General features: G+C 72.7%; 22 protein-coding genes and 1 pseudogene. 12 read left to right on the top strand and 11 right to left on the bottom strand.

Annotated elements, in window-relative coordinates; genetic code table 11:
• Nucleotides 1–7: 7 nt before the first annotated feature.
• Nucleotides 8–1048, top strand: a complete 1041-nt coding sequence (locus ACZ434_RS25770; RefSeq protein WP_468459773.1) for a helix-turn-helix transcriptional regulator — start codon at nucleotides 8–10, stop codon at nucleotides 1046–1048.
• Here the strand turns inward: ACZ434_RS25770 and ctaD are convergent.
• A pseudogene (gene ctaD, locus ACZ434_RS25765) lies at nucleotides 933–2615 on the bottom strand (aa3-type cytochrome oxidase subunit I); the annotation flags it as partial. The gene ACZ434_RS25770 and the pseudogene ctaD sit on opposite strands and share 116 nt — an antisense overlap.
• Nucleotides 2616–3038: 423 nt before the next feature.
• On the opposite strand from ctaD, the gene ACZ434_RS25760 reads away from it, so the two are divergent.
• Nucleotides 3039–3254, top strand: a complete 216-nt coding sequence (locus ACZ434_RS25760; protein WP_468459771.1) for an I78 family peptidase inhibitor — start codon at nucleotides 3039–3041, stop codon at nucleotides 3252–3254.
• A 73-nt stretch (nucleotides 3255–3327) separates the two neighbouring features.
• Here the strand turns inward: ACZ434_RS25760 and ACZ434_RS25755 are convergent, their stop codons facing one another.
• Both ACZ434_RS25755 and ACZ434_RS25750 read right to left on the bottom strand, forming a co-directional pair.
• Entirely contained in the window at nucleotides 3328–4329 is a 1002-nt protein-coding gene (locus ACZ434_RS25755) for a phosphatase PAP2 family protein (protein WP_468459769.1), read from the bottom strand.
• 223 nt (nucleotides 4330–4552) lie between these two features.
• The gene (locus ACZ434_RS25750; protein ID WP_468459767.1) at nucleotides 4553–5842 is read right to left on the bottom strand and encodes a glycosyltransferase family 39 protein; all 1290 of its coding nucleotides are present in this window, start codon (nucleotides 5840–5842) and stop codon (nucleotides 4553–4555) included.
• 265 nt (nucleotides 5843–6107) lie between these two features.
• Here ACZ434_RS25750 and ACZ434_RS25745 point away from each other — a divergent pair, with 265 nt between their 5' ends.
• Together ACZ434_RS25745 and ACZ434_RS25740 are read left to right on the top strand one after the other, a co-directional pair.
• The gene (locus ACZ434_RS25745) at nucleotides 6108–7709 is read left to right on the top strand and encodes an MFS transporter (RefSeq protein WP_468459765.1); all 1602 of its coding nucleotides are present in this window, start codon (nucleotides 6108–6110) and stop codon (nucleotides 7707–7709) included.
• 242 nt (nucleotides 7710–7951) lie between these two features.
• The gene (locus tag ACZ434_RS25740) at nucleotides 7952–9142 is read left to right on the top strand and encodes an acyl-CoA dehydrogenase family protein (RefSeq protein WP_468459763.1); all 1191 of its coding nucleotides are present in this window, start codon (nucleotides 7952–7954) and stop codon (nucleotides 9140–9142) included.
• A 51-nt stretch (nucleotides 9143–9193) separates the two neighbouring features.
• Here the strand turns inward: ACZ434_RS25740 and ACZ434_RS25735 are convergent, their stop codons facing one another.
• Nucleotides 9194–9631 (bottom strand): cell division protein SepF, encoded by a 438-nt coding sequence (locus ACZ434_RS25735; protein ID WP_149550732.1) that lies wholly within the window; start codon nucleotides 9629–9631, stop codon nucleotides 9194–9196.
• 299 nt (nucleotides 9632–9930) lie between these two features.
• Between ACZ434_RS25735 and ACZ434_RS25730 the strand changes: the two genes are divergently transcribed.
• From ACZ434_RS25730 to ACZ434_RS25720, 3 genes are all read left to right on the top strand, one after another.
• Nucleotides 9931–11073, top strand: a complete 1143-nt coding sequence (locus tag ACZ434_RS25730; protein WP_468459760.1) for a DUF5685 family protein — start codon at nucleotides 9931–9933, stop codon at nucleotides 11071–11073.
• Between the two features lie 336 nt (nucleotides 11074–11409).
• Nucleotides 11410–12315, top strand: a complete 906-nt coding sequence (locus tag ACZ434_RS25725; protein ID WP_468459758.1) for a S1 family peptidase — start codon at nucleotides 11410–11412, stop codon at nucleotides 12313–12315.
• A gap of 496 nt (nucleotides 12316–12811) precedes the next feature.
• Nucleotides 12812–13894 (top strand): S1 family peptidase, encoded by a 1083-nt coding sequence (locus tag ACZ434_RS25720; RefSeq protein ID WP_468459756.1) that lies wholly within the window; start codon nucleotides 12812–12814, stop codon nucleotides 13892–13894.
• Between the two features lie 185 nt (nucleotides 13895–14079).
• Here ACZ434_RS25720 and ACZ434_RS25715 read toward each other — a convergent pair whose 3' ends face one another.
• Entirely contained in the window at nucleotides 14080–15153 is a 1074-nt protein-coding gene (locus ACZ434_RS25715; RefSeq protein ID WP_468459754.1) for a DUF3533 domain-containing protein, read from the bottom strand.
• Nucleotides 15154–15308: 155 nt separating this feature from the next.
• Here ACZ434_RS25715 and ACZ434_RS25710 point away from each other — a divergent pair, with 155 nt between their 5' ends.
• The 3 genes from ACZ434_RS25710 (at nucleotide 15309) to ACZ434_RS25700 (ending at nucleotide 20907) form a co-directional block, all read left to right on the top strand.
• Complete coding sequence (locus ACZ434_RS25710; protein ID WP_468459752.1) at nucleotides 15309–18836, top strand: DNA polymerase III subunit alpha; 3528 nt, start codon at nucleotides 15309–15311, stop codon at nucleotides 18834–18836.
• Nucleotides 18833–19801, top strand: a complete 969-nt coding sequence (locus ACZ434_RS25705) for a DNA polymerase Y family protein (protein WP_468459750.1) — start codon at nucleotides 18833–18835, stop codon at nucleotides 19799–19801. Before ACZ434_RS25710 ends, ACZ434_RS25705 begins: the two co-directional genes overlap by 4 nt.
• 242 nt (nucleotides 19802–20043) lie before the next feature.
• Nucleotides 20044–20907, top strand: a complete 864-nt coding sequence (locus ACZ434_RS25700) for an esterase/lipase family protein (RefSeq protein WP_468459748.1) — start codon at nucleotides 20044–20046, stop codon at nucleotides 20905–20907.
• Nucleotides 20908–20983: 76 nt separating this feature from the next.
• Here ACZ434_RS25700 and ACZ434_RS25695 read toward each other — a convergent pair whose 3' ends face one another.
• Together ACZ434_RS25695 and ACZ434_RS25690 are read right to left on the bottom strand one after the other, a co-directional pair.
• A complete protein-coding gene (locus ACZ434_RS25695) occupies nucleotides 20984–22030 on the bottom strand; it encodes a lytic polysaccharide monooxygenase auxiliary activity family 9 protein (protein WP_468459746.1) in 1047 nt (348 codons plus the stop codon).
• Between the two features lie 195 nt (nucleotides 22031–22225).
• Nucleotides 22226–22360 carry a hypothetical protein gene (locus tag ACZ434_RS25690; RefSeq protein ID WP_468459744.1) on the bottom strand — a complete coding sequence of 45 codons (135 nt, stop codon included), beginning with the start codon at nucleotides 22358–22360 and terminating at the stop codon, nucleotides 22226–22228.
• A 138-nt stretch (nucleotides 22361–22498) separates the two neighbouring features.
• Between ACZ434_RS25690 and ACZ434_RS25685 the strand changes: the two genes are divergently transcribed.
• Complete coding sequence (locus ACZ434_RS25685) at nucleotides 22499–23119, top strand: class I SAM-dependent methyltransferase (protein WP_468459742.1); 621 nt, start codon at nucleotides 22499–22501, stop codon at nucleotides 23117–23119.
• 10 nt (nucleotides 23120–23129) lie between these two features.
• Here the strand turns inward: ACZ434_RS25685 and ACZ434_RS25680 are convergent, their stop codons facing one another.
• Together ACZ434_RS25680 and ACZ434_RS25675 are read right to left on the bottom strand one after the other, a co-directional pair.
• Nucleotides 23130–23630 carry a ribonuclease FAU-1 family protein gene (locus tag ACZ434_RS25680; protein WP_468459740.1) on the bottom strand — a complete coding sequence of 167 codons (501 nt, stop codon included), beginning with the start codon at nucleotides 23628–23630 and terminating at the stop codon, nucleotides 23130–23132.
• Nucleotides 23611–24540, bottom strand: coding sequence for a GNAT family N-acetyltransferase (locus tag ACZ434_RS25675; protein ID WP_468459738.1), 930 nt, complete (start codon nucleotides 24538–24540; stop codon nucleotides 23611–23613). Before ACZ434_RS25675 ends, ACZ434_RS25680 begins: the two co-directional genes overlap by 20 nt.
• A gap of 88 nt (nucleotides 24541–24628) precedes the next feature.
• On the opposite strand from ACZ434_RS25675, the gene ACZ434_RS25670 reads away from it, so the two are divergent.
• Complete coding sequence (locus tag ACZ434_RS25670) at nucleotides 24629–24994, top strand: GntR family transcriptional regulator (RefSeq protein WP_468459736.1); 366 nt, start codon at nucleotides 24629–24631, stop codon at nucleotides 24992–24994.
• 81 nt (nucleotides 24995–25075) lie between these two features.
• Here the strand turns inward: ACZ434_RS25670 and ACZ434_RS25665 are convergent, their stop codons facing one another.
• Nucleotides 25076–25855 carry a DUF72 domain-containing protein gene (locus ACZ434_RS25665; protein WP_468459734.1) on the bottom strand — a complete coding sequence of 260 codons (780 nt, stop codon included), beginning with the start codon at nucleotides 25853–25855 and terminating at the stop codon, nucleotides 25076–25078.
• Nucleotides 25856–25870: 15 nt separating this feature from the next.
• On the bottom strand, nucleotides 25871–26965 hold the full coding sequence (locus ACZ434_RS25660; protein WP_468459732.1) for a DUF5925 domain-containing protein: 1095 nt from the start codon (nucleotides 26963–26965) through the stop codon (nucleotides 25871–25873).
• Between the last annotated feature and the right edge of the window lie 28 nt (nucleotides 26966–26993).

The following is a 26993-nucleotide window of genomic DNA, read 5'->3' as shown; positions in this document are numbered from 1 at the left end:
CGCTCCCATGGTTCGGACCTCGGCACGTCTGCTGCGTCTGCTGTCCCTGCTCCAGGCCCACCGCGAGTGGTCCGGTGCCGATCTGGCCGGCCGGCTCGGGGTCAGCGCCCGTACGCTGCGCCGGGACGTGGAGCGGCTGCGTGAGCTCGGCTATCCCGTCGACGCCAGCCCGGGCACCGGTGGCGGCTACCGGCTGGGCGCCGGTGCCGAGCTGCCGCCGCTGCTGCTGGACGACGAGGAGGCCGTCGCCGTCGCCGTCGGGCTGCGCACCGCCGCCGGGCACGGCGTGGAGGGCATCGGCGAGACCTCCGTACGGGCCCTGGCCAAACTGGAGCAGGTGCTGCCGAACCGGCTGCGCCACCGGGTGAGCGCCCTGAACGCCTTCACCGTGCCGATGCTGCGCGGCCCCGGCTCCGACGCCGTCGACCCGGCCGTGCTGACCGAGCTGGCCCACCTGTGCCGGGACGCCGAACTGCTGCGCTTCGAGTACCGGGGCCACGACGGCACGCCCAGCCGCCGCACCGTCGAGCCGCACCGGCTGGTCTGCTCCGAGCACCGCTGGTACCTGGTCGCCTGGGACCTCGACCGCGAGGACTGGCGCACCTTCCGCGCGGACCGCATCCGGCCCAGGCCGCCGCACGGGCCCCGCTTCGTCCCGCGCGACCCGCCCGCAGAGGACCTCGCCGCCTATGTCTCCCGGGGCATCTCCACACGCGCGTACGCCATGCATGCCGTGATCCGTCTGCTGGTCCCCCTGGAGGAGGCCGCCGGGCGGATCTCACCCTCCACCGGGACCCTCGAGCCGGAGGGCCCGGAGAGCTGCCTGCTGCGGACCGGGGCCGCGAGCCTGGACGTCATGGTGGTGCACGCGATGCTGCTCGGCCTCGAGTTCGAGGTGCTGGAGCCCGCCGAGCTGATCGACACCCTCAGCGCGGCTCATGACCGGCTTGCTCGCTCCTTGGCTCGGGCTGCGACGTCACGGCCGCGTACTCCGGATGGTGCAGGTCGAACGCCGGTGACTCCGAACGGATCCGGGGCAGCGTCGTGAAGTTGTGCCGCGGCGGCGGGCACGACGTCGCCCACTCCAGGGAGCGCCCGTACCCCCAGGGGTCGTCGACCTCGACCTTCTCGCCGTACTGGGCCGTCTTCCAGACGTTGTAGAGGAACGGCAGCGTGGACAGTCCGAGCAGGAAGGAACCGATGGTCGACACGGTGTTGAGCGCGGTGAAGCCGTCCGCCGCCAGATAGTCGGCGTACCGGCGCGGCATGCCCTCCGCACCCAGCCAGTGCTGGACCAGGAAGGTGGTGTGGAAGCCGATGAACAGCGTCCAGAACTGGATCTTGCCGAGCCGTTCGTCGAGCATCTTCCCGGTGAACTTGGGCCACCAGAAGTAGAACCCGGCGAAGGTCGCGAAGACGACGGTGCCGAAGACCACGTAGTGGAAGTGCGCGACGACGAAGTACGAGTCCGTCACATGGAAGTCCAGCGGCGGCGAGGCCAGCAGCACCCCGGTCAGGCCGCCGAACAGGAACGACACCAGGAACCCGACCGCCCACAGCATCGGCGTCTCGAAGGACAGCGAGCCCTTGATCATGGTGCCGGTCCAGTTGAAGAACTTCACCCCTGTCGGGACCGCGATGAGGAAGCTCATGAAGGAGAAGAACGGCAGCAGCACCGCACCGGTGGCGAACATGTGGTGCGCCCACACCACGGCCGACAGGCCGGTGATGGCCATGGTCGCGCCGACCAGCGTCAGATAGCCGAACAGCGGCTTGCGGCTGAAGACCGGGATGATCTCCGTGACGATGCCGAAGAACGGCAGCGCGATGATGTAGACCTCGGGATGGCCGAAGAACCAGAACAGGTGCTGCCAGAGCAGCGCCCCGCCGTGGGCGGCCTCGAAGACCTGGGAGCCGAACCGCCGGTCCGCCTCCAGCACCAGCAGCGCCGCCGCGAGCACCGGGAACGCCAGCAGGATCAGGATCGACGTGAACAGCGTGTTCCAGGTGAACAGCGGCATCCGGAACATCGTCATACCGGGGGCGCGCATCCCGACGATGGTCGTGATGAAGTTGACCGCGCCGAGGATCGTGCCGAACCCGGACAGCGCCAGGCCCATGATCCACAGATCGGGGCCGAGGCCGGGGGAGTACTCCATGCTGTTCAGCGGCGCGTAGGCGAACCAGCCGAAGGCGGCCGGGCCCCCGGTCACCAGCAGGGACCCGAGCACGATCAGTCCGCCGAAGAGGAACAGCCAGTACGAGAGCATGTTCAGCCGGGGGAAGGCCACGTCCGGTGCGCCGATCTGGAGCGGCATCAGCTCGTTGGCGAATCCCGCGAAGCTGGGCGTCGCGAACAGCAGCAGCATGATCGTGCCGTGCATCGTGAACAACTGGTTGAACTGCTGGTTGTCGACGATCTGCAGTCCCGGCCGGGCCAGCTCGGCGCGCATCAGCAGCGCCATCAGCCCGGCGATCAGGAAGAAGACGAACGACGTGACCAGGTAGAGGTGCCCGATCTTCTTGTGGTCGGTGGTGGTCAGCCAGTCGATCACCACCCGCCCGCGCCGCCGGCGCGTCGGCCGCTCCGTCTCCCGAACGGTCTGCGTCCCCATCGCTCGCCCCTTCGCTCCTCGCGCGCCCGGGCCCGCCGGAGCCCGCGCCACATGCACCCCGGGCCCACGCCATGATGCTCGCCCCCGCGCCCGCCCCGGTAGAGGGCGTGGCGGATCCTGTGACGAAAACGCGTAAGTTCTGTGCGTGCGGGTTTCCGCGGACCTGTGCGGCGGTGAAAGGAAATGGGTTCCGGGAACACTTCCCCCGGCACTTTCCGCCGGGGTTTATCGAGACGGTGGTGTGACACGCGGGAATTACGTTCGAATGCCTGCGGAAGGGGTACCGAACCGCCCATCCGGGTGAAGGTGACCGCTCCGAACGTCTGTCGTGATCCTGTGACACAAGTGTGACCGCCGGGGGACCGTGTCCGCCGTTCCCGGTGCGGACTTCCCCGCTCACGGGCCAGGGCATAGCGTGGCCGCATGGCACCCATTCCGACACCCTCCGCGGAACCCCAGGACAGCCCGGACGCCTATGTCGGCCTCGCCGCCGACCGGGCCGAGCGCCTCGCGCGTGAGCGCGGCTGGTCCACGGTGCGGGCGCTGGCACCGGGCACGATCATCACCATGGAGTACCGCGTCGGCCGGCTGAACTTCGAGGTGAAGGACGGCCGGGTGGCGCGGGCCTGGAAGGGCTGAGACACGGCGACGGCCCCCGTTCCGCGAGGGAACGGGGGCCGTCGCCATGGGGGCGGGCCGGGCCCGCCGGCGGTCAGGGGCGGGTCGCCGACGTCGTCCCGCGCGGGTGGCGCTCCGGGTGCGGCGGGCGGCGGCTGCCCGCCGGGGTGACCGGGGAGCGCTCCGCGCGGGCGGTGTGCGGGCCGGGCGCCAGATAGGCCGGCGACCGGGAGGGGCGGCCCGTGGGCACCGGGTCGTGACCGGGGTCCGCGCGGTGGGTCAGCGGCTTGAGCACGACGGGCCGGCCGCCCGCGCCCGCCACGGCTGCCGGACGGCCCCGGCGGGACCACCAGCGGTCGCGCAGGCCGAAGAGGCGGGTCTCGGTGCGCGCGATCAGCGGCTCGAACCAGGGCAGCGCGAGCAGGATCAGCAGGCCCGCGGCCCAGCCCAGCACCACATCGCTCAGCCAGTGCGTCCCGATGTAGACGGTGGACAGCCCCACGCCCAGCGAGGTCACCGCGGACACCGCCGACAGCCAGCGGCGCGCTCTCGGGGTGGAGGCCAGATAGGCCAGGATCCCCCAGGTCACCACGGCGTTGGCGGTGTGGCCGCTGGGAAATATATCGCCGCCGAGCCACATCTCGTTCGAGCCGATCTCGGTCGCGTAGTGCGGACCGAGGCGTCCCATGCCGTACTTCGCGGCACCCACGGTGACGTTGAGCAGCAGCAGGGAGACGCCGAGGGCGAGCAGCGGACGCAGGGTGTGCTGCCGCCAGGAGCGCCAGCCCAGCCAGGCCGCGACCATCACGGCGGTCGGGCCGCGCTGGCCGAGGACCACGTAGTAGTCCACGAAGGCGTGGAGCTCCGGCCACTGCTGGTAGGGGCGGAAGAACATGACCTGCCAGTCCAGCCGGACCAGCCAGGAGGTGATCAGGACGGCCCACACGATCGCCACGTAGAAGGCCAGGGTGGCGCCGAAGAGCACCGTCCGGTGCCGGCTCATTCGCGGCATGCCGACGTGAGCCGGTCGTTCCGGCTCACGGTCCAGCCTCGCGAACACCCGGTCCAGACGGGTGTGTTTCCGTTCGGTACGCACCCAATCGACGTTACAGCGAGTGAGCGGGGAACCCCGACGAATCAGCATGGTTGTGATGACGATGTGATGTGGGATTCCTCTCAGATGGATCTTTATTTCCGGCGAATCCGCGTCCTGGACTTCAATTCTTTTGATCCTTCGAGGTGGCGATTTTATCGCCCTTCTGAATTCGTTCACCGGAGCCTGGCGCGGAATTTCCCCGGCGCACATCGGCCATCCGGGATCAGGGCGGGCCGGAGCCGTTCAGCCAGAACGCCCCGTACACCGCCGAGGCCGCCGCGAGCGCGCCCACGACCAGCGCGGACCGGGGCGGACGCGCCCGCGCCAGGGCCGACGCGAGGGGCAGCAGCAGCGGGAAGGCGGGCATCAGCAGCCGCGGCTTGGAACCGAAGTAACTCGACGCGCACAGGGCGAGCGCGGTGACGACCCCGGCGTACACCAGCAGCGGGAGCGGCTGCCGCTGCCGTACGCAGACCACGTACAGCCACACCACCAGGCCCACGCCGAGAACCAGTGCGATACCGGCGAGGACGGACGGGAACGACGTGAACATGCTGGCGACGAAACGGGCGAAGGCGTATCCGCCGTCGAATCCGTTCCGCCATCCGGCCTGTACCTCCAGATAGCCCAGCGGCCCGCCCCCGGTCCGGTGCCCCACCCACAGAACGTAACCGGCTGCCCCGAGGGGCGCGAGGAGCATGCCGAGGCCCCGGCGCAGGCGGACGCCGGGGGCGCCAGGAGCCGGCGGAGCGCCGTCCGGCGCGGGCACGCGCGGGACGGCCGGGCGGGCACCGGCGCGCTTCCCGGTCCGCGCGCCGCCCGCCGGTGCCGTGCTGCGATCCCGCACGAAGGGGGTGCCCTTGCCCCGGGAGCGTTCCCGCAGGAAGGCGGCGATGCCCGCCGCCCACACCGCCGCGACCACCGCCAGTCCCACCGGCCGGGTCAGCCCCGCCAGACTCGCCAGGACCCCCGCGGTCACCCAGCGGCCCGTCAGCACGGCGTACAGCGACCACGCGGCGAGCGCGGTGAACAGGGACTCGCTGTACGCCATGGACTGCACGATCCCGACCGGCAGCACCGCCCAGAGCAGCACCGCGCACACCCCGGCCCGGCGCCCGTACAGGTGGTCGGTCACGGCGAAGATCCCCCAGGCCGCCGCGAGCGAGGCGAGCACACCGACGAGAAACCCCGCATCGGCGTACGACAGCGGGGACACCGCCGCGCCCAGCCGCTCCAGCCACGGGAGCAGAGGGAAGAACGCGAGGTTGGAGTGCACGTCGCCATTGGGCAGCCGCACCTCGTAGCCGTACCCCAGTTCGGCGACGCGCGTGTACCAGAGCGCGTCCCAGCGGGCGGTCAGCAACGTGTACGCGCTCTTCCCGCGCGCCTCGCTCCACAGGACCAGCACGACCAGGCCCAGGGCACGCACGGCGGCGTACCCGAGGAGCGCCGGCGCGGCCCGGCGCAGTGCTCCGGGGCGGGCCGGGGCGGCACGCGTCTCGAGATCGTTCACGGGCCGATTATCGACCCGGCGGGGAACCGGCCCGCCCGTCAGGGGAGGGTGCGCCCGCGGAGCGCAGTGGTGTACGCCACACCGATCCGCCGGTGCTGTGAGAGGCCCGCCACTCGATCCCGGCTCTCACTCGCGTACTCTGACGTGTCACTCGCCGTTCGCTGCGCGGGCCGGAGACCACCGCTCCTCTCCGGCCGAGTCACGGGGGAGTCCCCCACCCCGTGAGCCCGCCGATCGCGAGGGAACATCTGGGAGGTACGTGTACATGTCCGGGACGACCACGGCCGCCGCCGAGCTGCGCCGTCGGGCGGCCGGGGCCGGTGCCAACCGCTGGGCCGTACTCGTCGTCCTCTGCGTCAGCCTGCTGCTGGTCGCCGTCGACGCCACCGTGCTGCACGTGGCGGTCCCCGCCGTCACCGAGGACCTCAGGCCCGGCGGAGTGGAGCTGCTCTGGATCGTCGACGCCTACCCCTTGGTCTGCGCCTCGCTGCTGATCCTGTTCGGCACCCTGGGCGACCGGGTCGGCCGCAGACGCGTCCTCCTGCTCGGCTACGCCCTGTTCGGTGTCGCCTCCGGGATGGCGGCGCTCGCGGACAGCGCCCAGACGCTGATCCTGGCGCGGGCGCTGCTCGGCGTCGGCGGCGCGATGATCATGCCCGCCACCCTGTCGATCCTGCGCCAGGTCTTCCCCGACCGGCGCGAGCGGGCGCTGGCCATCGGCATCTGGAGCGCGGTCGCCGCCGTGGGCGCGGCGGCCGGGCCGCTGCTCGGCGGCTTCCTGCTGGAGCACTTCTGGTGGGGCTCGGTGTTCCTGGTCAACATCCCGCTGATGCTGGTCAGTCTGCCGGTGGGACGGCTCGTGCTGCCGGAGTCCAAGGGCGACGGCGACGGACCCTGGGACGTGGCCGGCGCGCTGATGGCCGCCGCCGGACTGTTCGCGCTGGTCCTCGGGGTGAAGCGGCTCGGCGGCGGGGACCCCGTCGGCAGCGTCTGGACCGTTCTGCCGCTGCTCGCCGGCGCCGGACTGCTGTCCGTCTTCGTACGCCGGCAGCGGCGCCGTGCGCATCCGCTGGTCGACCTGCGGATGTTCGCCCGGCCGGCGTTCAGCACCTCGGTGGGCTGCATCGTGCTGGCGATGCTCGCCCTGGTGGGCCTGGAGCTGATCGCCGCTCAGTACCTCCAGTTGGTGCTGGGCCTCTCCCCGCTGGAGACCGGGCTGCGCCTGGTGCCGCTGACCGTCGCGGCGATGGCGGCGGGGCTGGCGGGCGCGCGCATGCTGCGCAGGTTCGGCCCGCGCCGCATGGTCTGCGCCGGCTTCTGCCTGACGGCCGGCGCGGTGGTGCTGCTCACCGCGATGGGCGGACAGGACAACGCCCCGCTGCTGCTCACCGGTTTCGTCCTGCTCGGCTTCGGCCTGGAGACCACGCTGTTCGGCGCGTACGAGTCGATGCTCAGCGAGGCGCCGCCGCAGCAGGCCGGCGGTGCGGCGGCGATCGGCGAGACCTCCTACCAGCTGGGCGCCGGGATCGGGATCGCGCTGCTCGGCAGCGTGATGAACGCGGCCTACGCGCCGGGTGTCGCCGGCGCGTCCGGGGTGCCCGCGGGTGCGTCCGGCGCGGCGGCGCACTCGCTGGGTGAGGCGTACCAGGTGGCCGGCGGGCTCGGCGGGCCCGCAGGGGCCGCCCTGCTGGAGGCGGCGCGTCGCTCCTTCGTGCACGGGCTGCATGTGACCCTGTGGGTGAGCGCGGGGTTGCTGTTGCTCGGGGCGGTGATCGCGTTGCGGTTGCCGCGGGTGATGAGTTGCGAGGCCGCGGCTGTGGAGGTGCCTGCGCCGCGGGAGGCTGTGGAGTCCCGTGTCTCGGTGTGACCGTCTCGGTCTCCCACCCGCGCACCACCTGTTCACCGTCGGTCGAGAGGTGGACGTCGCCCGTGGGGGCGGGCCGCCGCCGGCGTCCGCGGGCGGTCTCCGCCCGGCGCGGTCGCCTGTGCGTGGGGCGGTGCTCGTGTGCAGGTGGGGGAGTGGGGTGGACGTGCGGGAGACTGCCGCGTAGCGTCGGCTCGGAGCCGGGACTAGCAGCGCTAGTTTTATCGTTCCTGGAGGGTGCCCCCATGTCCGCGTCCGCGAAGTTGCCCCCCTTCGACCCCGCCGACCCCCTCGGCCTCGACGACCTGCTGGAGCCGGAGGACCTGGCGATCCGGGACACGGTGCGCGGCTGGGCGGCGGACCGCGTCCTGCCGTACGTCGCCGACTGGTACGAGAAGGGCGAGCTGCCCGGCATCCGGGAGCTGGCCCGGGAACTCGGCGGGATCGGCGCCCTCGGCATGTCCCTCGACGGCTACGGCTGCGCGGGCGCGAGCGCGGTGCAGTACGGACTCGCCTGTCTGGAGCTGGAGGCCGCCGACTCCGGCATCCGCTCGCTGGTCTCCGTGCAGGGCTCGCTCGCCATGTACGCGATCCACCGCTTCGGCAGCGAGGAGCAGAAGCGGCGGTGGCTGCCGCGGATGGCCTCCGGCGAGGTCATCGGCTGTTTCGGGCTCACCGAACCGGACATCGGCTCCGACCCCGGCTCGATGCGCACGTACGCCAAGCGCGACGGCGGCGACTGGGTGCTCAACGGGCGCAAGATGTGGATCACCAACGGGTCCGTGGCCGGTGTCGCCGTGGTGTGGGCGCGGACCGACGAGGGGATCCGCGGCTTCGCCGTGCCCACCGACAGCCCCGGCTTCTCGGCGCCGGAGATCAAGCACAAGTGGTCCCTGCGCGCCTCCGTCACCAGCGAGCTGGTCATGGACGACGTACGGCTGCCCGCCGACGCGGTGCTGCCGGAGGTGACCGGGCTCAAGGGCCCGCTGAGCTGTCTGTCGCACGCCCGGTACGGAATCGTCTGGGGCGCGATGGGCGCCGCGCGGAGCTCCTTCGAGGCGGCCGTCGACTACGCGAAGTCACGGGAGCAGTTCGGGCGGCCCATCGGCGGGTTCCAGCTCACCCAGGCCAAGCTCGCCGACATGGCGGTCGAACTGCACAAGGGGATTCTGCTCGCCCACCATCTGGGGCGGCGCATGGACGCCGGCCGCCTGCGTCCCGAGCAGGTCAGCTTCGGCAAGCTCAACAACGTCCGCGAGGCCATCGACATCTGCCGTACGGCCCGTACGATCCTCGGGGCCAACGGGATCTCGCTCGAGTACCCGGTGATGCGGCACGCGACGAACCTGGAATCGGTGCTCACCTACGAGGGCACCGTCGAGATGCACCAGCTCGTGCTGGGCAAGGCGCTCACCGGAATCGACGCGTTCCGGTAGGCCGGCCGCGGAGGACCTCACGCGGAGGCGGGGCCGGCGAGCGGCCCCGCCTCAGCTCTGGTTGAAGAAGCCGTCCGAACGGTGCGCGGCCGGCTCACCGCTGACGACCTCGGTGTCGGCCGGGCTGAGCAGGAACACCCGGTTGGAGACCCGCTCGATGGAACCGCGCAGGCCGAAGATCAGGCCCGCCGCGAAGTCGACCACGCGCTTGGCGTCACCGGCGTCCATGGCCGTGAGGTTCATGATGACGGGCACGCCCTCGCGGAACAGCTCGCCGATGGCGCGGGCGTCCCGGAAGCTGTCCGGGGTCACCGTGCCGATCCGGCGGCCCTTCTCCTCGGCGACGTCCGCGGCCACCTTGACCCGCGGATCGGTGACCCAGGCCTCCCCGGTCTCGGGCCCGTCGGAGTAGTCGTCGTCGTAGTAACGCTCGTCTTCGTTGTCGTCGACGAGGCCAAGCCAGGCACTCGCCTTGCGTACCGATCCCATGGACGCCTCCTCTCACAGCGGTCTTTCTGCTTTCCGCATCCCTATGGTCGTCCATGATGCGGATGGCGCGCCAAGTGGATAGACGCCGCGCGGGGGGTTTGTGACGGTACTGGTGCACAGCGAATCCGTCGAGAGTCCGGGTTTCCCAAGGGTCTTGGTGTAAACGGCTGCTGACTGTGAGTGAAATATGATTCTTCCCGGCGTCCGGGTGATGAGAGGTACGTACGGGTGAACGGGCGGGCCGATACGATGCGGCCGCTCAGCGTCGTACAACTGCACGGGGGATCGTCGTGTTCGGAATGGTCAGGCCGTGTCGGCACCGGCTCGGGGAGAAGCTCACCGCCCAGTGGATGGCCCATTTGTGCGGGCTGTGCCTCGCGTTGCGCGGGGACCACGGACAGCTCGCGCGGATCGTCACCAATTACGACGGGCTGCTGATATCCGTTCTGACGGAGGCTCAGTCGGGATCCGCCGAGGCGGGGCGGCGCACCGCGGGGCCCTGTCCGCTGCGCGGTATGCGCACCGCGTCCGTGGCGCACGGTGAGGGCGCGCGGCTCGCCGCGGCCGTCTCGCTGGTGCTCGCCTCCGCCAAGATGCGCGACCATGTCGCCGACGGCGACGGGCTGCTGGCGCGCAGGCCGGTGGCGCTCGCCGCGCGCCGGGTCGCGGCGAGCTGGGACCGGGCCGGGGCGCGCACCGGCTCCGACGTCGGGTTCGACACGGCGGTCCTGCTCGACGCCGTGGACCGGCAGACCGGCATCGAGGCGCTCGCCGGGCCCGGCACCCCGATCCTCACCGTCACCGAGCCCACCGAGACCGCGACCGCGGCGGCCTTCGCGCACACCGCGGTGATCGCCGGCCGGCCGCACAACGCGGGACCGCTCGCCGAGGCCGGACGGCTCTTCGGCCGCCTCGCGCATCTGCTGGACGCGGTGGAGGACCGGGAGGCCGACGCCGCCTCGGGCGCCTGGAACCCGCTCACCGCCACCGGCACCCCGCTGGAGGAGGCCCGCCGGCTCGCCGACGACGCGGTGCACGGCATCCGGCTCGCCCTGAGGGAGGCGGAGTTCACCGACGGTGGTCTCGCGCACCGGCTGCTCGTCCATGAACTGCCCAACTCCGTCCGTCGCGCCTTCGGTACGGTCTCCGGTGCCCACGGAAGCGGCCCCTACGCTCCGCCCGGCACTCCCGGTGGCCCCGGCGCCCCGCTGCCTCCCGGGCCGCCGCGCCGCGAACCGCGCGGGTGGCTCGCCGGCTGTGCGGTCTGGGTGGGGCTCGCCTGCACCTGCCAGCTGTGCTGCGGCACCTACGAGGACCCCTGGACGCGCGAGCCCAAGGAGGGGTCCTGCGACTTCGGCGGATGCTGTGACTGTTGCGAGTGCTGCAACTGCTGCAGCTGCTGCGGTGAGGACGGCGGCTGCGACTGCGGCTGCGACTGCTGAGCCGGGGTCCGCGCGCGGGTCGCCGTGGGGACCGGCGGTCCGCCGCCGCGGGAACCGGAGGGGCGACTTCCGGACAGCCCGCGGCCGTTCGACCGGTCGTCGGAGCGGTGTGACCACTGGTAACGCGACTCCGCGCGTGGATCAAATCTCCTACATGGTTCAAAGGTTGACGGCCGAAAGACACCCTTGCGCCGACCGGTCGGTCGGCCGAATACTCGCCACCAGCGCTTGTCAGGGGCACGACGTGTTCGGAATCCGGACGCCCGGCCGCTGACTGCGCCTCACGGGCCCACAACCCCACGAGGGCCCCCTACTTCCTTTGTGGAGGAACGAGAAGTGAGGATCAAGCGCACCACCCCCCGCAGCGGCATCTCGAGACGGACTCGGCTGATCGCCGTATCCACCGGCCTCGTGGCCGCCGCCGCGATCGCGGTCCCCAGCGCGAACGCGGCCGACGCCCCTGCCACCTTCAGCTCCGCCGAGCTCAAGAACGTCAGCAGTTCGGTACTGAAGGCCGACATCCCCGGCACCGCATGGGCCGTCGACAGCGAGACCAACCGGGTGCTCGTCACGGTCGACAGCACCGTCTCCCAGGCCGAGATCAACAAGATCAAGCAGCAGGCCGGGGACAACGCCGGGGCGATCACCGTCAAGCGCACCCCGGGCACCTTCAGCAAGCTCATCCAGGGCGGCGACGCCATCTACTCGAACAGCGGCCGCTGCTCCCTCGGCTTCAACGTCCGCTCCAGCAGCGGCACCGAGTACTTCCTGACCGCCGGTCACTGCACGCAGGGCGCCGGTACCTGGTACGGCAACTCCAGCCGGACCACGGTGCTCGGCTCGACCGCCGGCTCCAGCTTCCCGGGCAACGACTACGGCATCGTCCGGTACACCGGGTCCGTCAGCCGGCCCGGCACCGCGAACGGCGTGGACATCACCCGTGCGGCCACCCCGAGCGTGGGTACCACCGTCCTCCGTGACGGCTCCACCACGGGCACGCACAGCGGCCGGGTCACCGCGCTCAACGCGACCGTGAACTACGGCGGCGGCGACATCGTCTACGGCCTCATCCAGACCACGGTCTGCGCCGAGCCCGGCGACTCCGGCGGTTCGCTCTACGGCAGCAACGGCACCGCGTACGGTCTGACCTCCGGTGGCAGCGGCAACTGCCGCACCGGCGGCACGACCTTCTTCCAGCCGGTGACCGAGGCCCTGAGCGCCTACGGGGTCAGCGTCTACTAGGACCGGTCCCGTACCACCCGCACCACCGGCCCACGGCGGCCGGCAGTACGCCGAGCCCCCGCACGCGAACCGCGTGCGGGGGCTCGCCCCTTGCCGGGTCCGGAAGCGGGTCCGGCGGGCCCTCGCGGCCGGTGCCGGAACCGGTGCGGAAGCAACGTCCGTCCGTCGCGGCCCGCGTGGAACCAGACCGCGAGGGGTCCATTTCGAGCCACCTGCCGATCCCGGGGTCCGTACCGCCGGTTACCCCTTCGTGGCGTTTGCAGTGCGAACCGTGCCGCGTGTCCATGACCAGTCAGGACATAGAGGGCGCACGCCCGTTGCCGTACGCGCGTCCGGAAGTCGACCTTGTGTGCTCCCCGCGGGGTTCGGAAGAGTAGGCGCCGTTCGACCGGCGCGGGTGTGGCTTCTTTCGTGTTCCGCCCCCGTGGCCGTACGCCTTCCGGTCCGGTGAGGTCCCCACAACCTCCCGGGCCGTCCCCCCACAGGAGGACGTGAGTTGAAGCACCGACGCATATCCGGGCGACGCGCGGTCATGGCGGGTGCGGGCATCGCCGCACTGGCCGCCGGCGCGGTCACCTTCCAGACTGCGAACGCCAGTGAGGTTCCGGCGGACGCGGCGCCCCGGACCCTCTCGGTCCAGGCGGCCGGAAAGCTCGCCTCGACGCTCGCCCAGGACCTGGGCGCCGACGCGGCGGGAACGTATTACGACGCGAAGAAGCAGAGCCTCGTGGTGAACGTGCTCGACGAGGCCGCCGCCGAGACCGTCGAGTCGGCCGGCGCCGAGGCGAGAGTCGTGGCCAACTCCCTCGCCGCGCTGAAGAGCGCGCACACCACCCTGAAGCAGGACGCCACCATCCCGGGCACCTCCTGGGTGACCGACCCGACCACCAACAAGGTCGTCGTCACCGCGGACCGCACCGTCTCCGAGGCCGAGTGGGCCGAACTGACGAAGGTCGTCGACTCGCTGGGCGCCAAGGCCGAACTCCAGCGCACCGAGGGCGAGTACAAGCCCTTCGTCGCGGGCGGCGACGCCATCACCGGAGGCGGTGGGCGCTGCTCGCTCGGCTTCAACGTGACCAAGGGCGGCGAGCCGCACTTCCTCACCGCCGGACACTGCACCGAGTCCGTCTCCACCTGGTCGGACTCCTCGGGCGACGTGATCGGCGACACCGTGGACTCCAGCTTCCCGGGTGACGACTACGGGCTGGTCAAGTACACCGCCGACGTGGCCCACCCGAGCGAGGTGAACCTCTACGACGGCTCCACGCAGGCGATCTCCGGCGCCGCCGAGGCCGCCGTCGGCATGCAGGTCACCCGCAGCGGCTCCACGACCCAGGTGCACTCCGGCACGGTCACCGGTCTGGACGCCACCGTGAACTACGGCAACGGCGACATCGTCAACGGCCTGATCCAGACCGACGTGTGCGCCGAGCCCGGCGACAGCGGCGGCTCGCTCTTCTCGGGCGGCAGCGCGGTCGGTCTCACCTCGGGCGGCAGCGGCGACTGCTCCTCGGGCGGCACGACCTTCTTCCAGCCGGTGACGGAGGCCCTGTCGGCCACCGGTACGCAGATCGGCTGACCGGCCCGCACCCCGGTCCCGACGTCCCGTCCCGCGTACGACGTACGCGGCACGGGACGTCCGCGTGTCCGTGGGACGTCCGCGTGTCCGTGGGACGTCCGCGTGTCCGTGGGACGTCCGCGTGTCCGTGGGCCGTCCGGCGCGGTCGTGGGCGTCCGGGCGGTCCGTGCCGCCGGGGCGGCCGGTCAGGGCTGTCCGGGGAGCTCGGCCGCCGGCTCGGGCGAGGCCCGCTGCCGCCTGTGCTGCGTCGGCGCCATCAGCATGGTGACCGCCATGCCCAGCAGGGCCCACGCCGACAGCACCAGCAGGGGACCGGTCAGGGCGTTGCCGTCGAAGTAGGCGATCGAGCGCGCCGCCCAGGTGCCCGCGCCCGGCGGCAGCGCCGGGCCGATCGCCGCCCAGAACGGCGGGAGCAGGGGCGGTGGCAGCGCTCCGCCCGCACTCGGGTTGCCCAGGATCACCACGATCAGGATGGCCACGCCGATACCGACGACCCCGAGCAGGCTCTGCAGGGCGAGGGTGGCCGCGCCCACCGCGAAGGTGATCAGCGCGCCCAGCCCCCACAGCGCGGGGAAGCTGCCCGGCAGCGCGTCCAGGATCGGCCCGGCGATGACGGCCCCGCCGTATCCGCCGACGATCGCGACCAGGGCCATGGTGCCGAGCCGGATCAGCGCGCGCCTCGGGGTGGACGCGCGGGCGCCCGAGCTGATGGCCAGGATCGAGGCGCACAGATAGCCGCCCACGCACCAGCCGACGGCCAGGTAGAACGACGAGAGTCCGTTGGCGTCCCGGGGGGAGGCCGGGGCGACGTCGACCACCCGCAGGGTGCGCCCCTCCGGCCTCTCCAGGGTGGTGGCGAGCCGCTCCAGGGAGGAGGCCAGCGAGGTGCCGCCGCCGGTGGCGACCAGCAGGGTGTCGGTGGTGCCCGCGGGGTCCACGATCAGGGCGCCGTCGATGTCCCGCTCCCTGATCTGCTGCCGCGCGGTCTCCTCGTCGGCCAGCGCGCGCGGGTCCAGCGGGGAGCCGGGCAGCCGCTCCAGCCGGGCCACCACCTCGTCCGCGGCGGCCGGTGGCGCGACGACGCCGAAGGGCGCGTCCCGCAGTCTGGGCTCGTGCAGCGCCCCCACGTAGGAGGCGATGAACAGCAGCTGGAGAGCGATCACGCCGAGGACGAGCAGGATGGCGCGCGGGGTCACGGCACCCTTCACCTCGCTGAGGAAGGAGGTGGGGGAGGCATCCGTGCCGGCGCTCTGCGTCATGTCCCCACCGTCCCCGTATGCCGGGTGTTCCCGCAGGTGGGAGCAGCCCGAAAGGGTGTCGCACATGCATTCGAAAATTGGTCTATGGTGGGGGTGAGGTAGCTGGGAACAATTGTTCGAGAGTCGATCGTGGCTCGCGAGTGCGGGAGGTGCGTGTGCCGGGTTTCACGCATCTGCACACCGTCTCCGGGTTCTCCCTGCGCTACGGCGCCTCCCACCCGGAGCGGCTGGCCGAGCGCGCCTCGGAGCGGGGCATGGACGCCCTGGCCCTCACCGACCGCGACACCCTCGCCGGGTCGGTCCGCTTCGCCAAGGCCTGCGCGAAGGCCGGCGTCCGCCCGCTGTTCGGCGCGGAGCTGGCGGTGGCGGCACCCGCGGCACCGGCGGGGGCGTCGGCGGGCGACGGGTCCGTGCGCCGGGACCGCCGTCGCACCCCGGTCCGCGGAGGTGCCTTCATCGACGAGTCGACACCGCGTGTGACCTTCCTCGCCCGGGACGGCGCCCGCGGCTGGGCCGGCCTGTGCCGCCTGGTCTCCGCGGCCCACACCCATGAAGGGCTCCCGCGGCTGGCCTGGGAGGACAACCACGCCGACGGCCTGACCGTCCTGCTCGGCCCCGACTCCGACGTCGGCCGCGCCCTCGCCGCGGGCCGCCCCGACCGCGCCGCCCGGCTGCTCGCCCCCTGGCGGGAGGTCTACGGCGACGCCCTGCGCCTGGAGACCGTCTGGCACGGACGCGAGGGCACCGGCCCCGGCTCGCTCCGGCTGGCCGCCCGCACCCTGGGCTTCGCCGCCGAACAGGGCGTCCGGCCCGTGCTGAGCAACGCCGTCCGCTACGCCGACCCCGGCCTCGGCCCGGTCGCCGACGTGCTGGACGCCGCCCGCCGGCTGGTCCCCGTCGACCCGGCCAAAGGGCTGGACTCCGGCGAGGCCTGGCTCAAGGACCGGGGCGCCATGCGGGGGGCGGCCGAGCGGATCGTCGAGGCCGCGGGCTTCCGGCGGGAGACCGCCCTCCGGCTGCTCGAACAGACGCAGGCCACGGCCGCCGAGTGCCTGGTCGACCCCGAGGACGACCTCGGTATGGGCAGCGTCCACTTCCCCGAACCGCACCTCGTCGGCGCCGGCCGCCGCACCGCCCAGCGGGCGCTGGCCTCCCGGGCGGCGGCGGGGATGGTGCTGCGCGGCTACGCGGGCCGCCGGGAGTACTGGGAGCGGATGCACCACGAGCTGGACATCATCGCCCACCACGGCTTCGCCTCCTACTTCCTCACCGTCTCCCGGGTCGTCGACGACATACGGGACATGGGCGTCCGGGTGGCCGCGCGCGGCTCCGGCGCCGGCTCCCTGGTCAACCACGTCCTCGGCATCGCGCACGCCGACCCGGTCGAACACGGGCTGCTGATGGAACGCTTCCTGTCCAAGGAGCGGGTCGTGCTGCCCGACATCGACATCGACGTGGAGTCCGCGCGCCGTCTCGAGGTCTACCGCGCGATCATCGGCCGGTTCGGCACCGAGCGGGTCGCCACGATCGCCATGCCGGAGACGTACCGGGTGCGGCACGCCATCCGCGACGTCGGCGCGGCGCTGTCCATGGACCCGGCCGAGATCGACCGGGTCGCCAAGTCCTTTCCGCACATCCGCGCCCGCGACGCCCGCGCGGCGCTCGAGGAACTGCCCGAACTGCGGGAACTGGCGGGGGAGAAGGAGAGGTACGGCAGGCTGTGGGAGCTGGTCGAGGCCCTCGACGCGCTCCCGCGCGGTGTCGCCATGCACCCCTGCGGCGTCCTGCTGTCCGACGCCTCCCTGCTCACCCGTACGCCGGTCATGCCGACCAGCGGCGAGGGCTTTCCCATGGCGCAGTTCGACAAGGACGACGTGGAGGACCTCGGGCTGCTCAAGCTCGACGTGCTGGGCGTGCGGATGCAGTCGGCGATGGCGCACGCGGTCACCGAGGTGGAGCGGGCGACGGGGGAGCGGATCGACCTGGACGCGGTGCCGGAGGGCGACCCGGCGACGTACGGGCTCATCCGGTCCACCGAGACGCTCGGCTGCTTCCAGATCGAGTCCCCGGGCCAGCGGGACCTGGTCGGGCGGCTCCAGCCGTCGACCTTCCACGACCTGGTCGTCGACATCTCCCTCTTCCGGCCGGGACCGGTCGCCGCCGACATGGTGCGCCCGTTCATCGAGGCGCGGCACGGACGGGCGCCGGTGCGCTTCCCGCACCCCGACCTGGAGGAGGCGCTGAGGAGCACGTACGGAGTGGTCGTCTTCCACGAGCAGGTCATCGACATCGTCTCGGTCATGACCGGCTGCGGGCGCGGCGAGGCGGACCGGGTGCGGCGCGGGCTGTCCGACCCGGAGTCGCAGGGGCGGATCAAGGTCTGGTTCGCCCAGCACGCGGCGGCCCGGGGCTATGACGCGGAAACGATTCAGCGGACCTGGGAGATCGTCGAGGCCTTCGGGTCCTACGGCTTCTGCAAGGCGCACGCGGTCGCCTTCGCCGTACCGACGTACCAGTCGGCGTGGCTGAAGGCGCACCACCCGGCCGCCTTCTACGCGGGACTGCTCACCCATGACCCCGGGATGTACCCGAAGCGGCTGCTGCTGGCGGACGCGCGGCGGCGCGGGGTGCCGGTCCTGCCGCTGGACGTGAACAAGTCGGGGGTCGCACACAGGATCGAACTGGTGTCTGAATCGGAATCGGCTGGGGTCTGGGGGGTGCGGCTGGCGCTCTCCGACGTGCACGGCATCAGCGAGGCCGAGGCCGCCCGGATCGCCGAGGGGCAGCCGTACGCCTCACTGCTCGACTTCTGGGAACGGGCCCGCCCCAGCCGCCCGCTGGCCGGACGCCTCGCCCAGGTCGGCGCGCTGGACGCGTTCGGCGCCAACCGCCGTGACCTGCAACTGCATCTGACCGAACTGCACCGGGGCGCCCACGGCGGACGCGGCGAGCAGCTCCCCCTGTCCGGCGGCCGGAAGACCGCCCCGGCCGGGCTGCCCGACCTCACCCCGTCGGAGAAGCTCAGCGCCGAACTGGGCGTGCTGTCCATGGACGCCTCACGCCATCTGATGGACGACCACGCCGCCTTCCTCGGGGAGCTGGGCGTGGTCTCCGCGCGGCGGCTGCGCGACGCCCGGCACGGGGACACCGTGCTGGTCGCGGGCGCCAAGGCGGCCACCCAGACCCCGCCCATCCGCTCCGGCAAGCGGGTCATCTTCTCCACCCTGGACGACGGCACCGGCCTGGTCGACCTCGCCTTCTTCGACGACTCCCACGACGCCTGCGCCCACACCGTCTTCCACTCCTGGCTGCTGCTGGTGCGCGGAGTGGTGCAGCGCCGTGGCCCGCGCAGCCTCAGCGTGGTCGGCTCCGCCGCCTGGAACCTCGCCGACCTGCTGGAGATCCGCCGGGAGGAAGGGCTGGAGGGCGTCGCGGCCCGGCTGGCCGCAGCGGACGGAAGCCGGGGCGGCGACCCCGGGGACGGCCCGGCCCGCAAGCGGCTCGCCGGTGCGGACGGGCGGCCCGCGCCGGCCGGTTCCGCCGCCCGGGACCCGGGGGAGGACAGGACGATCCGCATGCCCACGGGGTACGAGATGCACCCCTGGGCCGATCTGCGCCCCGCGGGTGAAGGGCCCGCGGTGGGAAGGAAGTTGTGGCACCAGAGTCCGGGGAGTGCGGGATGACCATCCTCTGCGTACGTTTCCAGCTGCCGCCGACGCGCGAGGCGGCCCTGCCGGGACTGCTCGGCCTGCTGGAGGAGTTCACCCCCGTCGTACAGGCCCTGCCGCCGGACGGGGCGCTGGCCGATCTGCGCGGCGCCGAACGGTACTTCGGGCGCACCGCCCTCGAACTGGCCTCGGTGATCCGGGTGCGCGCCCTCGCCCTGCACGGCGTCGACTGTGTGATCGGCGCCGGGCCGGGCCCGATGCTGGCCCGCATGGCCCTGCGGGAGGCCCGGCCGGGGCGGACCCGCGCGGTGGCCGAGGACGAGGTGCGGGAGTTCCTCGCCGACAAGCCCGTCGTCGCGCTGCCCGGCGTCGGCACCAGGACCGCCCGCACCCTGTGCGAGTACGGCCTCGACACCCTCGGCCGGGTCGCCGCCGCCCCGCTCGCCACGCTCCAGCGGCTGGTGGGCGCCAGGGCCGGGCGCGAACTGCGCGAGAAGGCGAACGGCGTGGACCGCGGCCGGGTCGTCCCCGACGAGGTCTCCCGGTCCCTGGCCACCGAACGCCCCTTCACCCGCGACGAACTGGACCCCGGCCGGCACCGGCGCGCCCTGCTCTCGGCCGCCGGGGAACTGGGCGCCCGGCTGCGCGCCCTCGACAAGGTCTGCCGGAGCCTCACCCTCACCGTGCGCTACGCCGACCGGTCCGCCACCACCCGCACCCGCACCCTCCCCGAGCCGACCGCGCACTCCGCCGCGCTCACCAGGGCGGCGTACGGCCTGTACGAGGCGCTCGGTCTCCAGCGCGCCCGGGTCCGCGCGATCGCCCTCCGCGCGGAGGGCCTCGACCCCGCCGAACAGGCCTCCCACCAGCTCACCTTCGACCCGGTGGACGAGAAGGTACGCAGGATCGAGGAGGTCGCGGACCGCGCGCGGGCGAAATTCGGCCCCCGCGCGGTGATGCCGGGCACGCTGGCCGCGTAGACCGGCGAGGCCCGCCGCGCTCGATCGGCCCACGGCGGCGCGATGCACGTTTCGTCCGCGTTTGGTGACGCAATATCAGGGACCGGTGATCGGGTGCGGCTGAACGGCGAAAGTTTTTGCCGACCCGTAACTTCCCCCTTTTACTACTCGCCCGTAACTTGACGAGTGAACAGCATCCTCGTGATCCGGATCACAGGGCGTAGGACCCCACCCTTCCCCTTGAACCGCAAGGAGATCACACGATGCTGCCCTGGAAGCGGGTGATCAGACCGCTGGCCGCGTTCCTGCTGGCCGCCGCGGCCGTCACCGTCCCCTCCGCCGCGAGTGCCCAGGCCGCCGACGCGCCGCGTTCCGGCTGGAACGACTACGCGTGCGAGCCCTCCGCCGCGCATCCCCGCCCCGTCGTCCTGGTCCACGGCACCTTCGGCAACTCCGTGGACAACTGGCTGGGCCTCGCGCCCTATCTGAAGCACCGCGGTTACTGCGTCTTCTCCCTCGACTACGGGCAGCTCCCCGGCGTCCCCTTCTTCCACGGCCTCGGCCCCGTCGAGAAGTCCGCCGAACAGCTCGACGCCTTCGTCGACAAGGTGCTCGCCGCGACCGGCGCCGACGAGGCCGACATCGTCGGTCACTCCCAGGGCGGCATGATGCCGCGCTACTACCTCAAGTTCCTCGGCGGAGCGGACGAGGTGAACGCCCTCGTCGGCATCGCGCCCAGCAACCACGGCACCACGCTCGGCGGCCTCACCGCACTGCTGCCGTACTTCCCCGGCGCCGAGGACCTGCTGAGCGAGGCCACCCCCGCCCTCGCCGACCAGGTCGCCGGATCCGACTTCCTCACCAAGCTCAACGCGGGCGGCGACACCGTGCCCGGCGTCCGCTACACCGTCATCGCCACCCGGTACGACCAGGTCGTCACCCCGTACCGCAGCGCCTTCCTGACCGGACCGAACGTGCGCAACGTGCTGCTCCAGGACCTCTGCCCGCTCGATCTGTCCGAGCACCTGGCGATCGGGCTGTTCGACCGGATCGCCTTCCACGAGGTGGCGAACGCCCTCGATCCGGCCCGCGCCGAACGCACCACCTGTGCCTCGGTGTTCAGCTGACACGTGTAGGTACGCGCCGCACGCGCGGGGCCCTGTCCGGCCTGAGCCGCCGGACAGGGCCCCGAGTCGAGTCGGATCAGCGGCCGTGCCGCCCGGCCGCCGCGCGCCGCCGCGCGGAGGCGAACAGCGCCGCCGAACCGAGCGCCAGCGCCGCGGCACCGCCGACCATCAGGTACGGGGTGTTGGCGTCACCGCCGGTCTCCGCGAGGTTCTGCGGAGCCCCGGCCGCCTTCGGCTGATTGGCGGTGCCCGCGTCGCCCGCGTCGCCCGTGTCTTCCTTGTCTCCCGCCGCGACCGGCTTCGCCGTGGTGTTCGGGTCGTCGTCACCGTGCCCGTGGTTCTCGATGGTCGACTTCTCGGCACCGTCCTCGATCTGCTCCTCGGACGGGGCGGAGGCCGCCGGCGCCGGGGCGGCCGCGTCCTTGGGGGTGTCGTCCGAGCCGGAGGGCTCACCGCCGCCGGCCGCGTCTCCGCCCGCCGGGGCCCCGCTGCCGCCGAAGGTGACGTCCGAGCAGGAGTAGAAGGCCTCCGGGCTGTCCGACCGCTGCCACACCGCGTACAGCAGCTGCTTGCCGGAACGCTCGGGAAGAGTGCCGCCGAAGGTGTAGAAACCGCCCGACGCGGCCGGGTCGGTGGACGTCGCCACCGGGTTCGCCAGATCCAGGTCGTCCCAGGCCAGCGGCTGCGACGGGTCGTAACCGGGCTTGGTGATGTACACCTTGAAGGTCCCCTTGTGCGGGGCGGTGACGCGGTACTTGAAGGTGTACGAGCCACTGCTCACGCTCGTCGCCGGCCAGTCCGCGCGGGCCAGGTCGAGGCCCTTGAACGCCTCGTTGCCCGCGCTGCACAGCTTGCCGTCGGCGATGAGCTCCTGGTGGCGTCCGCCCGCGTCGCCGATGCGGACGCCGTTCCAGTCGTAGAGCGCCTGGGTGCCGCCCGCCGCGACCGCCGCCTTGCACGCCGCCGAACTGGGGCTCTCCGGACCCTCGGCGTAGCACTGGGCGACCCGGCTGACCGGGTCGCCCATCGAACCGTGCGCGGACGCCGGCGTGGCGGACAGCCCGGTCAGGGCGAGCGGAACGAGACCGACGGCGGCGACAGCGGCCTTGCGGCGTGCGGACATGGGGCAGCAACTCCTCGAAACGGCGATCTCTGGATCCTGTGGGGGATGAATCCCGTGGGGGTGATGCAGAAGCTAGCCCCGCGGAATCGCGAAATCGCCCGCCGAAGCCGCTGGAGAGAGATCCTTATGGCCGCGTTAAGGGAGTGCTCAGGCTGGGATCAGGTAGGTGCTCCGCACCGGCCCGCCGCGGCGCGTTCAGCCGTCGGGCCACCAGGTGCGGGCGATGTCCTCACGGACCTCGGGTCGTCCCGCGGGACGCTCGTCGGCCTCCTCACGGACCCGGCGGGTGTCCGTCTTCCTCGGGGGCTTCTGCACGGTGACACGGCGCATGACTGCCTCCTTCAGGGTCCACCGGGTTCCGCGTTCTCACGGAGGCAGACCTTTCGGGGGAGAGTTCCTCATCGGTCCCCTTCTGTCTGTGGCCGCAGTCACCCATCGATTGTCAGTGGCAGGTGTCACTCTGGGACCATGACCATCATCAGCGGTGACGGGGCGGGCACGGACGGTGTCGACTGGGACGCGCGGGCCGCCGCCTTCGACGAGGAGCCGGACCACGGGCTGCGCGACCCGCGGGTGCGCGCGGCCTGGGCCGCCCGGCTGCGCGCCTGGCTGCCCGGGCGGGCCGGCGACGTCCTCGACCTCGGCTGCGGCACCGGCAGCCTGTCGCTCCTCGCGGCCGAGCAGGGGCACCGGATCACCGGCGTCGACAGTTCCCCGGCCATGGTGGCCCTGGCCCGGGAGAAGCTCGCCGGACGCGACGCGGTGTTCCTCGCCGGTGACGCGGCGGCCCCGCCGGTCGGCGAGGAGCGCTACGACGCCGTCCTGGTCCGGCATGTGCTGTGGACGCTGCCCGATCCGCAGCGTGCGCTGCGGCACTGGCGGGACCTGCTGCGGCCGGGAGGCCGGCTCGTCCTGGTCGAGGGGGTGTGGGGGACGGTCGGCCCGGTGGGCATACCGGCGGACCGGCTCACCGCCCTCCTGGCCCCGCTCGGCGGCCGGACGCGCCTGGAACACCTGTCCGAGGACACGGCGCTGTGGGGCCGGGAGGTGGACGACGAGCGCTACGCCGTGATCGCGGTCCCCGGCTGAGCCGGAACCCTCACGCGAGCAGCGCGCCGAACCCGCCCTCGCGGGCCCGGGCGTCCAGGTCGTCGAGGGCGGCCACCGCGGCGGCCGCCGCCTCGGGGTCCGTGGTGAGCAGACCGCTCGCCGCGAACTCGTCCTCGTCCAGCCGGCGCACGTCGCCGCCGTCCGCGGACACCCACAGGTCCAGGTCGAGATCCTCCACGACCAGCCGGCCGCCGGAGAGCTCCGCCGGGCGGGTGATGTCGCAGTAGTGCCCCTTGAGGGAGCCGTCGGCGGTGCGGACCTCCTTCACGGAGTACCACCGGTCGCGCCAGTAGTGCTCCGTGAAGACGTCCCCCGGCTCGAAGCGCACGAAGCCGAAGTCACGCACGCCGTCGCCCGCCCAGGGGGCGCGCACGCTCACGCGCGTACCGTCGTCGGCGAGCAGCTCGGCCGGGTAGCGGATCTTCATCCGCCCCGCCTTGACGAGGACGACCTCCACCCGCGCCGGTCCGTCAGCCGAGTTCGCGGACATACCGCACCTCCGTCCCGCAGATCTCGTAGCCGAACCACTTGTTGATCGCGATCATCGGCCCGTTCCCGGTGTCGTTGCCCGTGAACGCCTCCGTGTACCCGGCCGCGCGGGCCCGATGCAGGGAGTCGTTCTTGGCGAGCTTGGCCAGGCCCCGGCCGCGGTGGGCGCGTGCGGTGCCGGTCATGCCCGTGGCGTACCGGGTGCCGCCGTCCGTGCGGGCCGCGGAGAAGGCGGCGGGGCGGCCGTCGACCAGCGCCACCGTGGTCAGCTCCGCGTCGAACAGCGGGTGCCGCCAGGTCTCCGCCAGCCACGCCTCATAGTCGGTGAACTCGGTGTCCACATCGCTCGGCTCGTCCGCCGTGGTCTCCGCGTCCAGTTCGAACAGCGGGCGCGGATCGGCGGCGAAGCCCGAGGCCGGGCGCAGCTCCACGCCCGGCGGCGGGTCCTGGAGCGGGGGCAGGGTGCCGTTCGCCAGGTCCAGACGGAGGAAGTGGGCGGAGCGGCTCGCCCGGTAGCCGTGCCGCTCGGCGAAGGCGCGGTTGCCCGGCTCGTCCGGTACCCACGCCAGCAGCCTGGTCGCCCCGTGCGCGGCCAGATGCTCCTCGGCGGCGCGCACCAGCAGTGTCCCGGCGCCCCGGCGCGTGTGCTCCGGGTGCACGTACACGTTGAGGTTGCCCTGGCCCGGCCGGGAACTCTCGTGGGTCAGATGCACCTGCGCCGTGCCGATCACCTCGCCGTCGGCCACGGCCACGAGGGGGCGGTAGTGGGCCTCGGGGTGCAGCTGGGTCAGGTCGTGCACCAGGGAGCGCGGGGTGACGAGGATGAACGGAAGCGCGGCCTGCCGGACACGGGCGAAGCCCCCGAGGTCGGCGGGGGCGTCGGAGCGCAGATCGCGGACGGTCACTGTCATGGAGGCGCACGCTACGGGGCCACGACCGCGCGTGCCTCCCATTTTCCGGCGGGTGCGGGTTCTTCCGCCGGTGCGGGACAATCGGGCCGTGACCTTGAGGATCCATATCGACGACGGCGCACCGCCGTACGAGCAGGTGCGGGCGCAGATCTCCGAGCAGGCCCGGGCGGGGGTGCTGCCGGTGGGGTACCGGCTGCCGACGGTGCGGGGGCTGGCCGGGACGCTCGGCCTCGCGGCGAACACGGTGGCCAAGGCGTACCGGGCGCTGGAGGCGGACGGGGTGATCGAGACGCGGGGGCGCAACGGAACGTTCGTCGCTGCCGCGGGTGCGGGGGCGGAACGGGAGTTGGCCTCCGCGGCGCAGACCTATGCCGCGAGGGCGCGCCGGCTGGGCGCGTCGGAGGAGTCGGCGCTGGCCGCCGTGCGGGACGCACTGCGTGCGGCTTACGGGTGAGCGTCGTCGCGGTGGGGTTGTCCGTCCGGCTGCGGGCCCGTGGTGGCTGGTCGCGCCCGCGCGGCGGAGCCGCAGATCGACTCAGCCCCGCCCCCCTGAGGGGGTGTTCGTGAGCGTTGGCTGTAGTTCGACCCCAGCAGCTCGTGCCAGGTGTCTGAAGGCTCGGGCGTTGGTCACCGCTGCCGCGTTCGGGTCGTTGTTGAAGTAGGTGTAGACGTCCTCGCCGTCCGGCCAGGTGGCCGCCATGCGGGCGAGCCAGGTCCGGAGGGACTGGCGGCCGTAGTGGGGCCAGGGGTGGGCGCGGCCCTGGTGGAAGCGGACGTAGCCCCAGTCGGCGGTGCGCCACAGCGGGGTCGCGGGGCGGGACAGTACGTCGGCCCAGCACAGGGCGGCGCCCCGGGACTCCAGGACGGCGCGCACCTCGGGCGTCCACCAGGACGGGTGGCGCGGCTCGACCGCCACCCGGGTCGACGCGGGGAAGCGGCGCAGGCAGGCGTGCAGCAGCGCGGGGTCGGCCCGGAGGGTGGGCGGGAGCTGGAGGAGGACCGGGCCGAGCCGGTCGCCCAGCCCGGCCGCGCGGCTCATCAGGCGCTCCACCGGCTCCTCGGGATCGCGCAGCCGCTTGACGTGGGTCAGGTAGCGGCTCGCCTTGACCGCGACGACGAAGCCCGGCGGGGTACGGTCCCGCCAGGCCTCGAAGGTCTCCCGGGACGGCAGCCGGTAGAAGGCGTTGTTGATCTCGACGGTGGCGAAGTGCGCCGTGTACTCCTCCAGCCAGAGCCGCACCGGAAGCCCGGCCGGGTACAGCGCCCCGCGCCAGTCCTTGTACTGCCACCCCGACGTCCCGACGAACAGGGTCATACGGTCATCAAAGCACTACAGGTACAGGCCCGCTTCCGCGTCGCCGCGTGGTTCCGGAAGCGCCGTGGGAGAGGTGCCCCGGCGCAGGGCGTACAGCTCGGCCAGGGTGGCGCCCTCGCGGCCGACGCCCTCCTCGCGGCCCAGCCAGTTCACCGCCTCGGTACGGGTCAGCCGGCCGACCTCGATCCGGGCGAGGCAGCGGCCGGGGCGGACCACGGCCGGGTGCAGGCGTTCCAGGTCCTCGTTGGTGGTGACCCCCACCAGCACGTTGCGGCCCTGGCCGAGCAGGCCGTCCGTCAGGTTCAGCAGCCGGGACAGCGCCTGCCCCGCGGTGTGCTTGGCCTCGCCGCGGATCAGCTCGTCGCAGTCCTCCAGGAGGAGCAGCCGCCAGCGGCCCTTGCCCGCCGCGTCCTCCTCGCCGATCGCGATGTCCATCAGGTAGCCGACGTCGGAGAAGAGCCGCTCGGGGTCCAGGACGCAGTCCACCTGGCACCAGTCGCGCCAGGACCGGGCCAGCGTGCGCAGCGCGGAGGTCTTGCCGGTGCCGGGCGGGCCGTGCAGCAGGAGCAGCCGGCCCGCGATGTCCTCGGGGGTGGTCTTCATCAGCCGGTCCATGGTGTCCGCCACCGGGGCCGTGTAGTTGGGCCGGATCTCCTCCCAGGTGCCCGCCGAGATCTGCCGGGTGGTGCGGTGCGGGCCGCGGCGCGGGGAGACGTACCAGAAGCCCATGGTGACGTTCTCCGGCTGCGGTTCGGGCTCGTCGGCCGCGCCGTCGGTGGCCTCGTCCAGGATCCTCGCCGCGAGGTCGGAGCTGGTCGCGGTGACCGTGACGTCGGCGCCCCGGTTCCAGCGGGAGACCAGCAGGGTCCAGCCGTCGCCCTCGGCCAGCGTGGCGCTGCGGTCGTCGTCCCTGGCGAGCCGCAGCACCCGCGCGCTCGCGGGCAGCAGGGTCGCGCCGGAGCGCACGCGGTCGATGTTCACGGCGTGCGAGTACGGCTGCTCGCCCGTCGCGAAGCGGCCGAGGAACAGCGCGTCGACGACATCGGACGGGGAGTCGCCGTCGTCGACGGTGAGCCGGATCGGCAGGGCGTCGTGCGGTTGCGCGGACATGCCGCCATGATCGGTCACCGGGGCGCCG

This window comes from Streptomyces sp. NPDC030893, from assembly GCF_055571535.1.
This window is presented reverse-complemented; position numbering and strand designations above follow the sequence as displayed.

Bases quoted from the DNA above. Each gene is read 5' to 3' on its own strand.
- ACZ434_RS25735 (WP_149550732.1), bottom strand. From the start codon at position 9,631: ATGGGATCGGTACGCAAGGCGAGTGCCTGGCTTGGCCTCGTCGACGAC.
- ACZ434_RS25770 (WP_468459773.1), top strand. From the start codon at position 8: ATGGTTCGGACCTCGGCACGTCTGCTGCGTCTGCTGTCCCTGCTCCAG.
- ACZ434_RS25665 (WP_468459734.1), bottom strand. From the start codon at position 25,855: ATGACCCTGTTCGTCGGGACGTCGGGGTGGCAGTACAAGGACTGGCGC.
- ACZ434_RS25690 (WP_468459744.1), bottom strand. From the start codon at position 22,360: ATGCGCCGTGTCACCGTGCAGAAGCCCCCGAGGAAGACGGACACCCGC.
- ACZ434_RS25745 (WP_468459765.1), top strand. From the start codon at position 6,108: ATGTCCGGGACGACCACGGCCGCCGCCGAGCTGCGCCGTCGGGCGGCC.
- ACZ434_RS25660 (WP_468459732.1), bottom strand. From the start codon at position 26,965: ATGTCCGCGCAACCGCACGACGCCCTGCCGATCCGGCTCACCGTCGAC.
- ACZ434_RS25740 (WP_468459763.1), top strand. From the start codon at position 7,952: ATGTCCGCGTCCGCGAAGTTGCCCCCCTTCGACCCCGCCGACCCCCTC.
- ACZ434_RS25705 (WP_468459750.1), top strand. From the start codon at position 18,833: ATGACCATCCTCTGCGTACGTTTCCAGCTGCCGCCGACGCGCGAGGCG.
- ACZ434_RS25685 (WP_468459742.1), top strand. From the start codon at position 22,499: ATGACCATCATCAGCGGTGACGGGGCGGGCACGGACGGTGTCGACTGG.
- ACZ434_RS25680 (WP_468459740.1), bottom strand. From the start codon at position 23,630: ATGTCCGCGAACTCGGCTGACGGACCGGCGCGGGTGGAGGTCGTCCTC.
- ACZ434_RS25760 (WP_468459771.1), top strand. From the start codon at position 3,039: ATGGCACCCATTCCGACACCCTCCGCGGAACCCCAGGACAGCCCGGAC.
- ACZ434_RS25695 (WP_468459746.1), bottom strand. From the start codon at position 22,030: ATGTCCGCACGCCGCAAGGCCGCTGTCGCCGCCGTCGGTCTCGTTCCG.
- ACZ434_RS25675 (WP_468459738.1), bottom strand. From the start codon at position 24,540: ATGACAGTGACCGTCCGCGATCTGCGCTCCGACGCCCCCGCCGACCTC.
- ACZ434_RS25730 (WP_468459760.1), top strand. From the start codon at position 9,931: ATGGTCAGGCCGTGTCGGCACCGGCTCGGGGAGAAGCTCACCGCCCAG.
- ACZ434_RS25700 (WP_468459748.1), top strand. From the start codon at position 20,044: ATGCTGCCCTGGAAGCGGGTGATCAGACCGCTGGCCGCGTTCCTGCTG.
- ACZ434_RS25715 (WP_468459754.1), bottom strand. From the start codon at position 15,153: ATGACGCAGAGCGCCGGCACGGATGCCTCCCCCACCTCCTTCCTCAGC.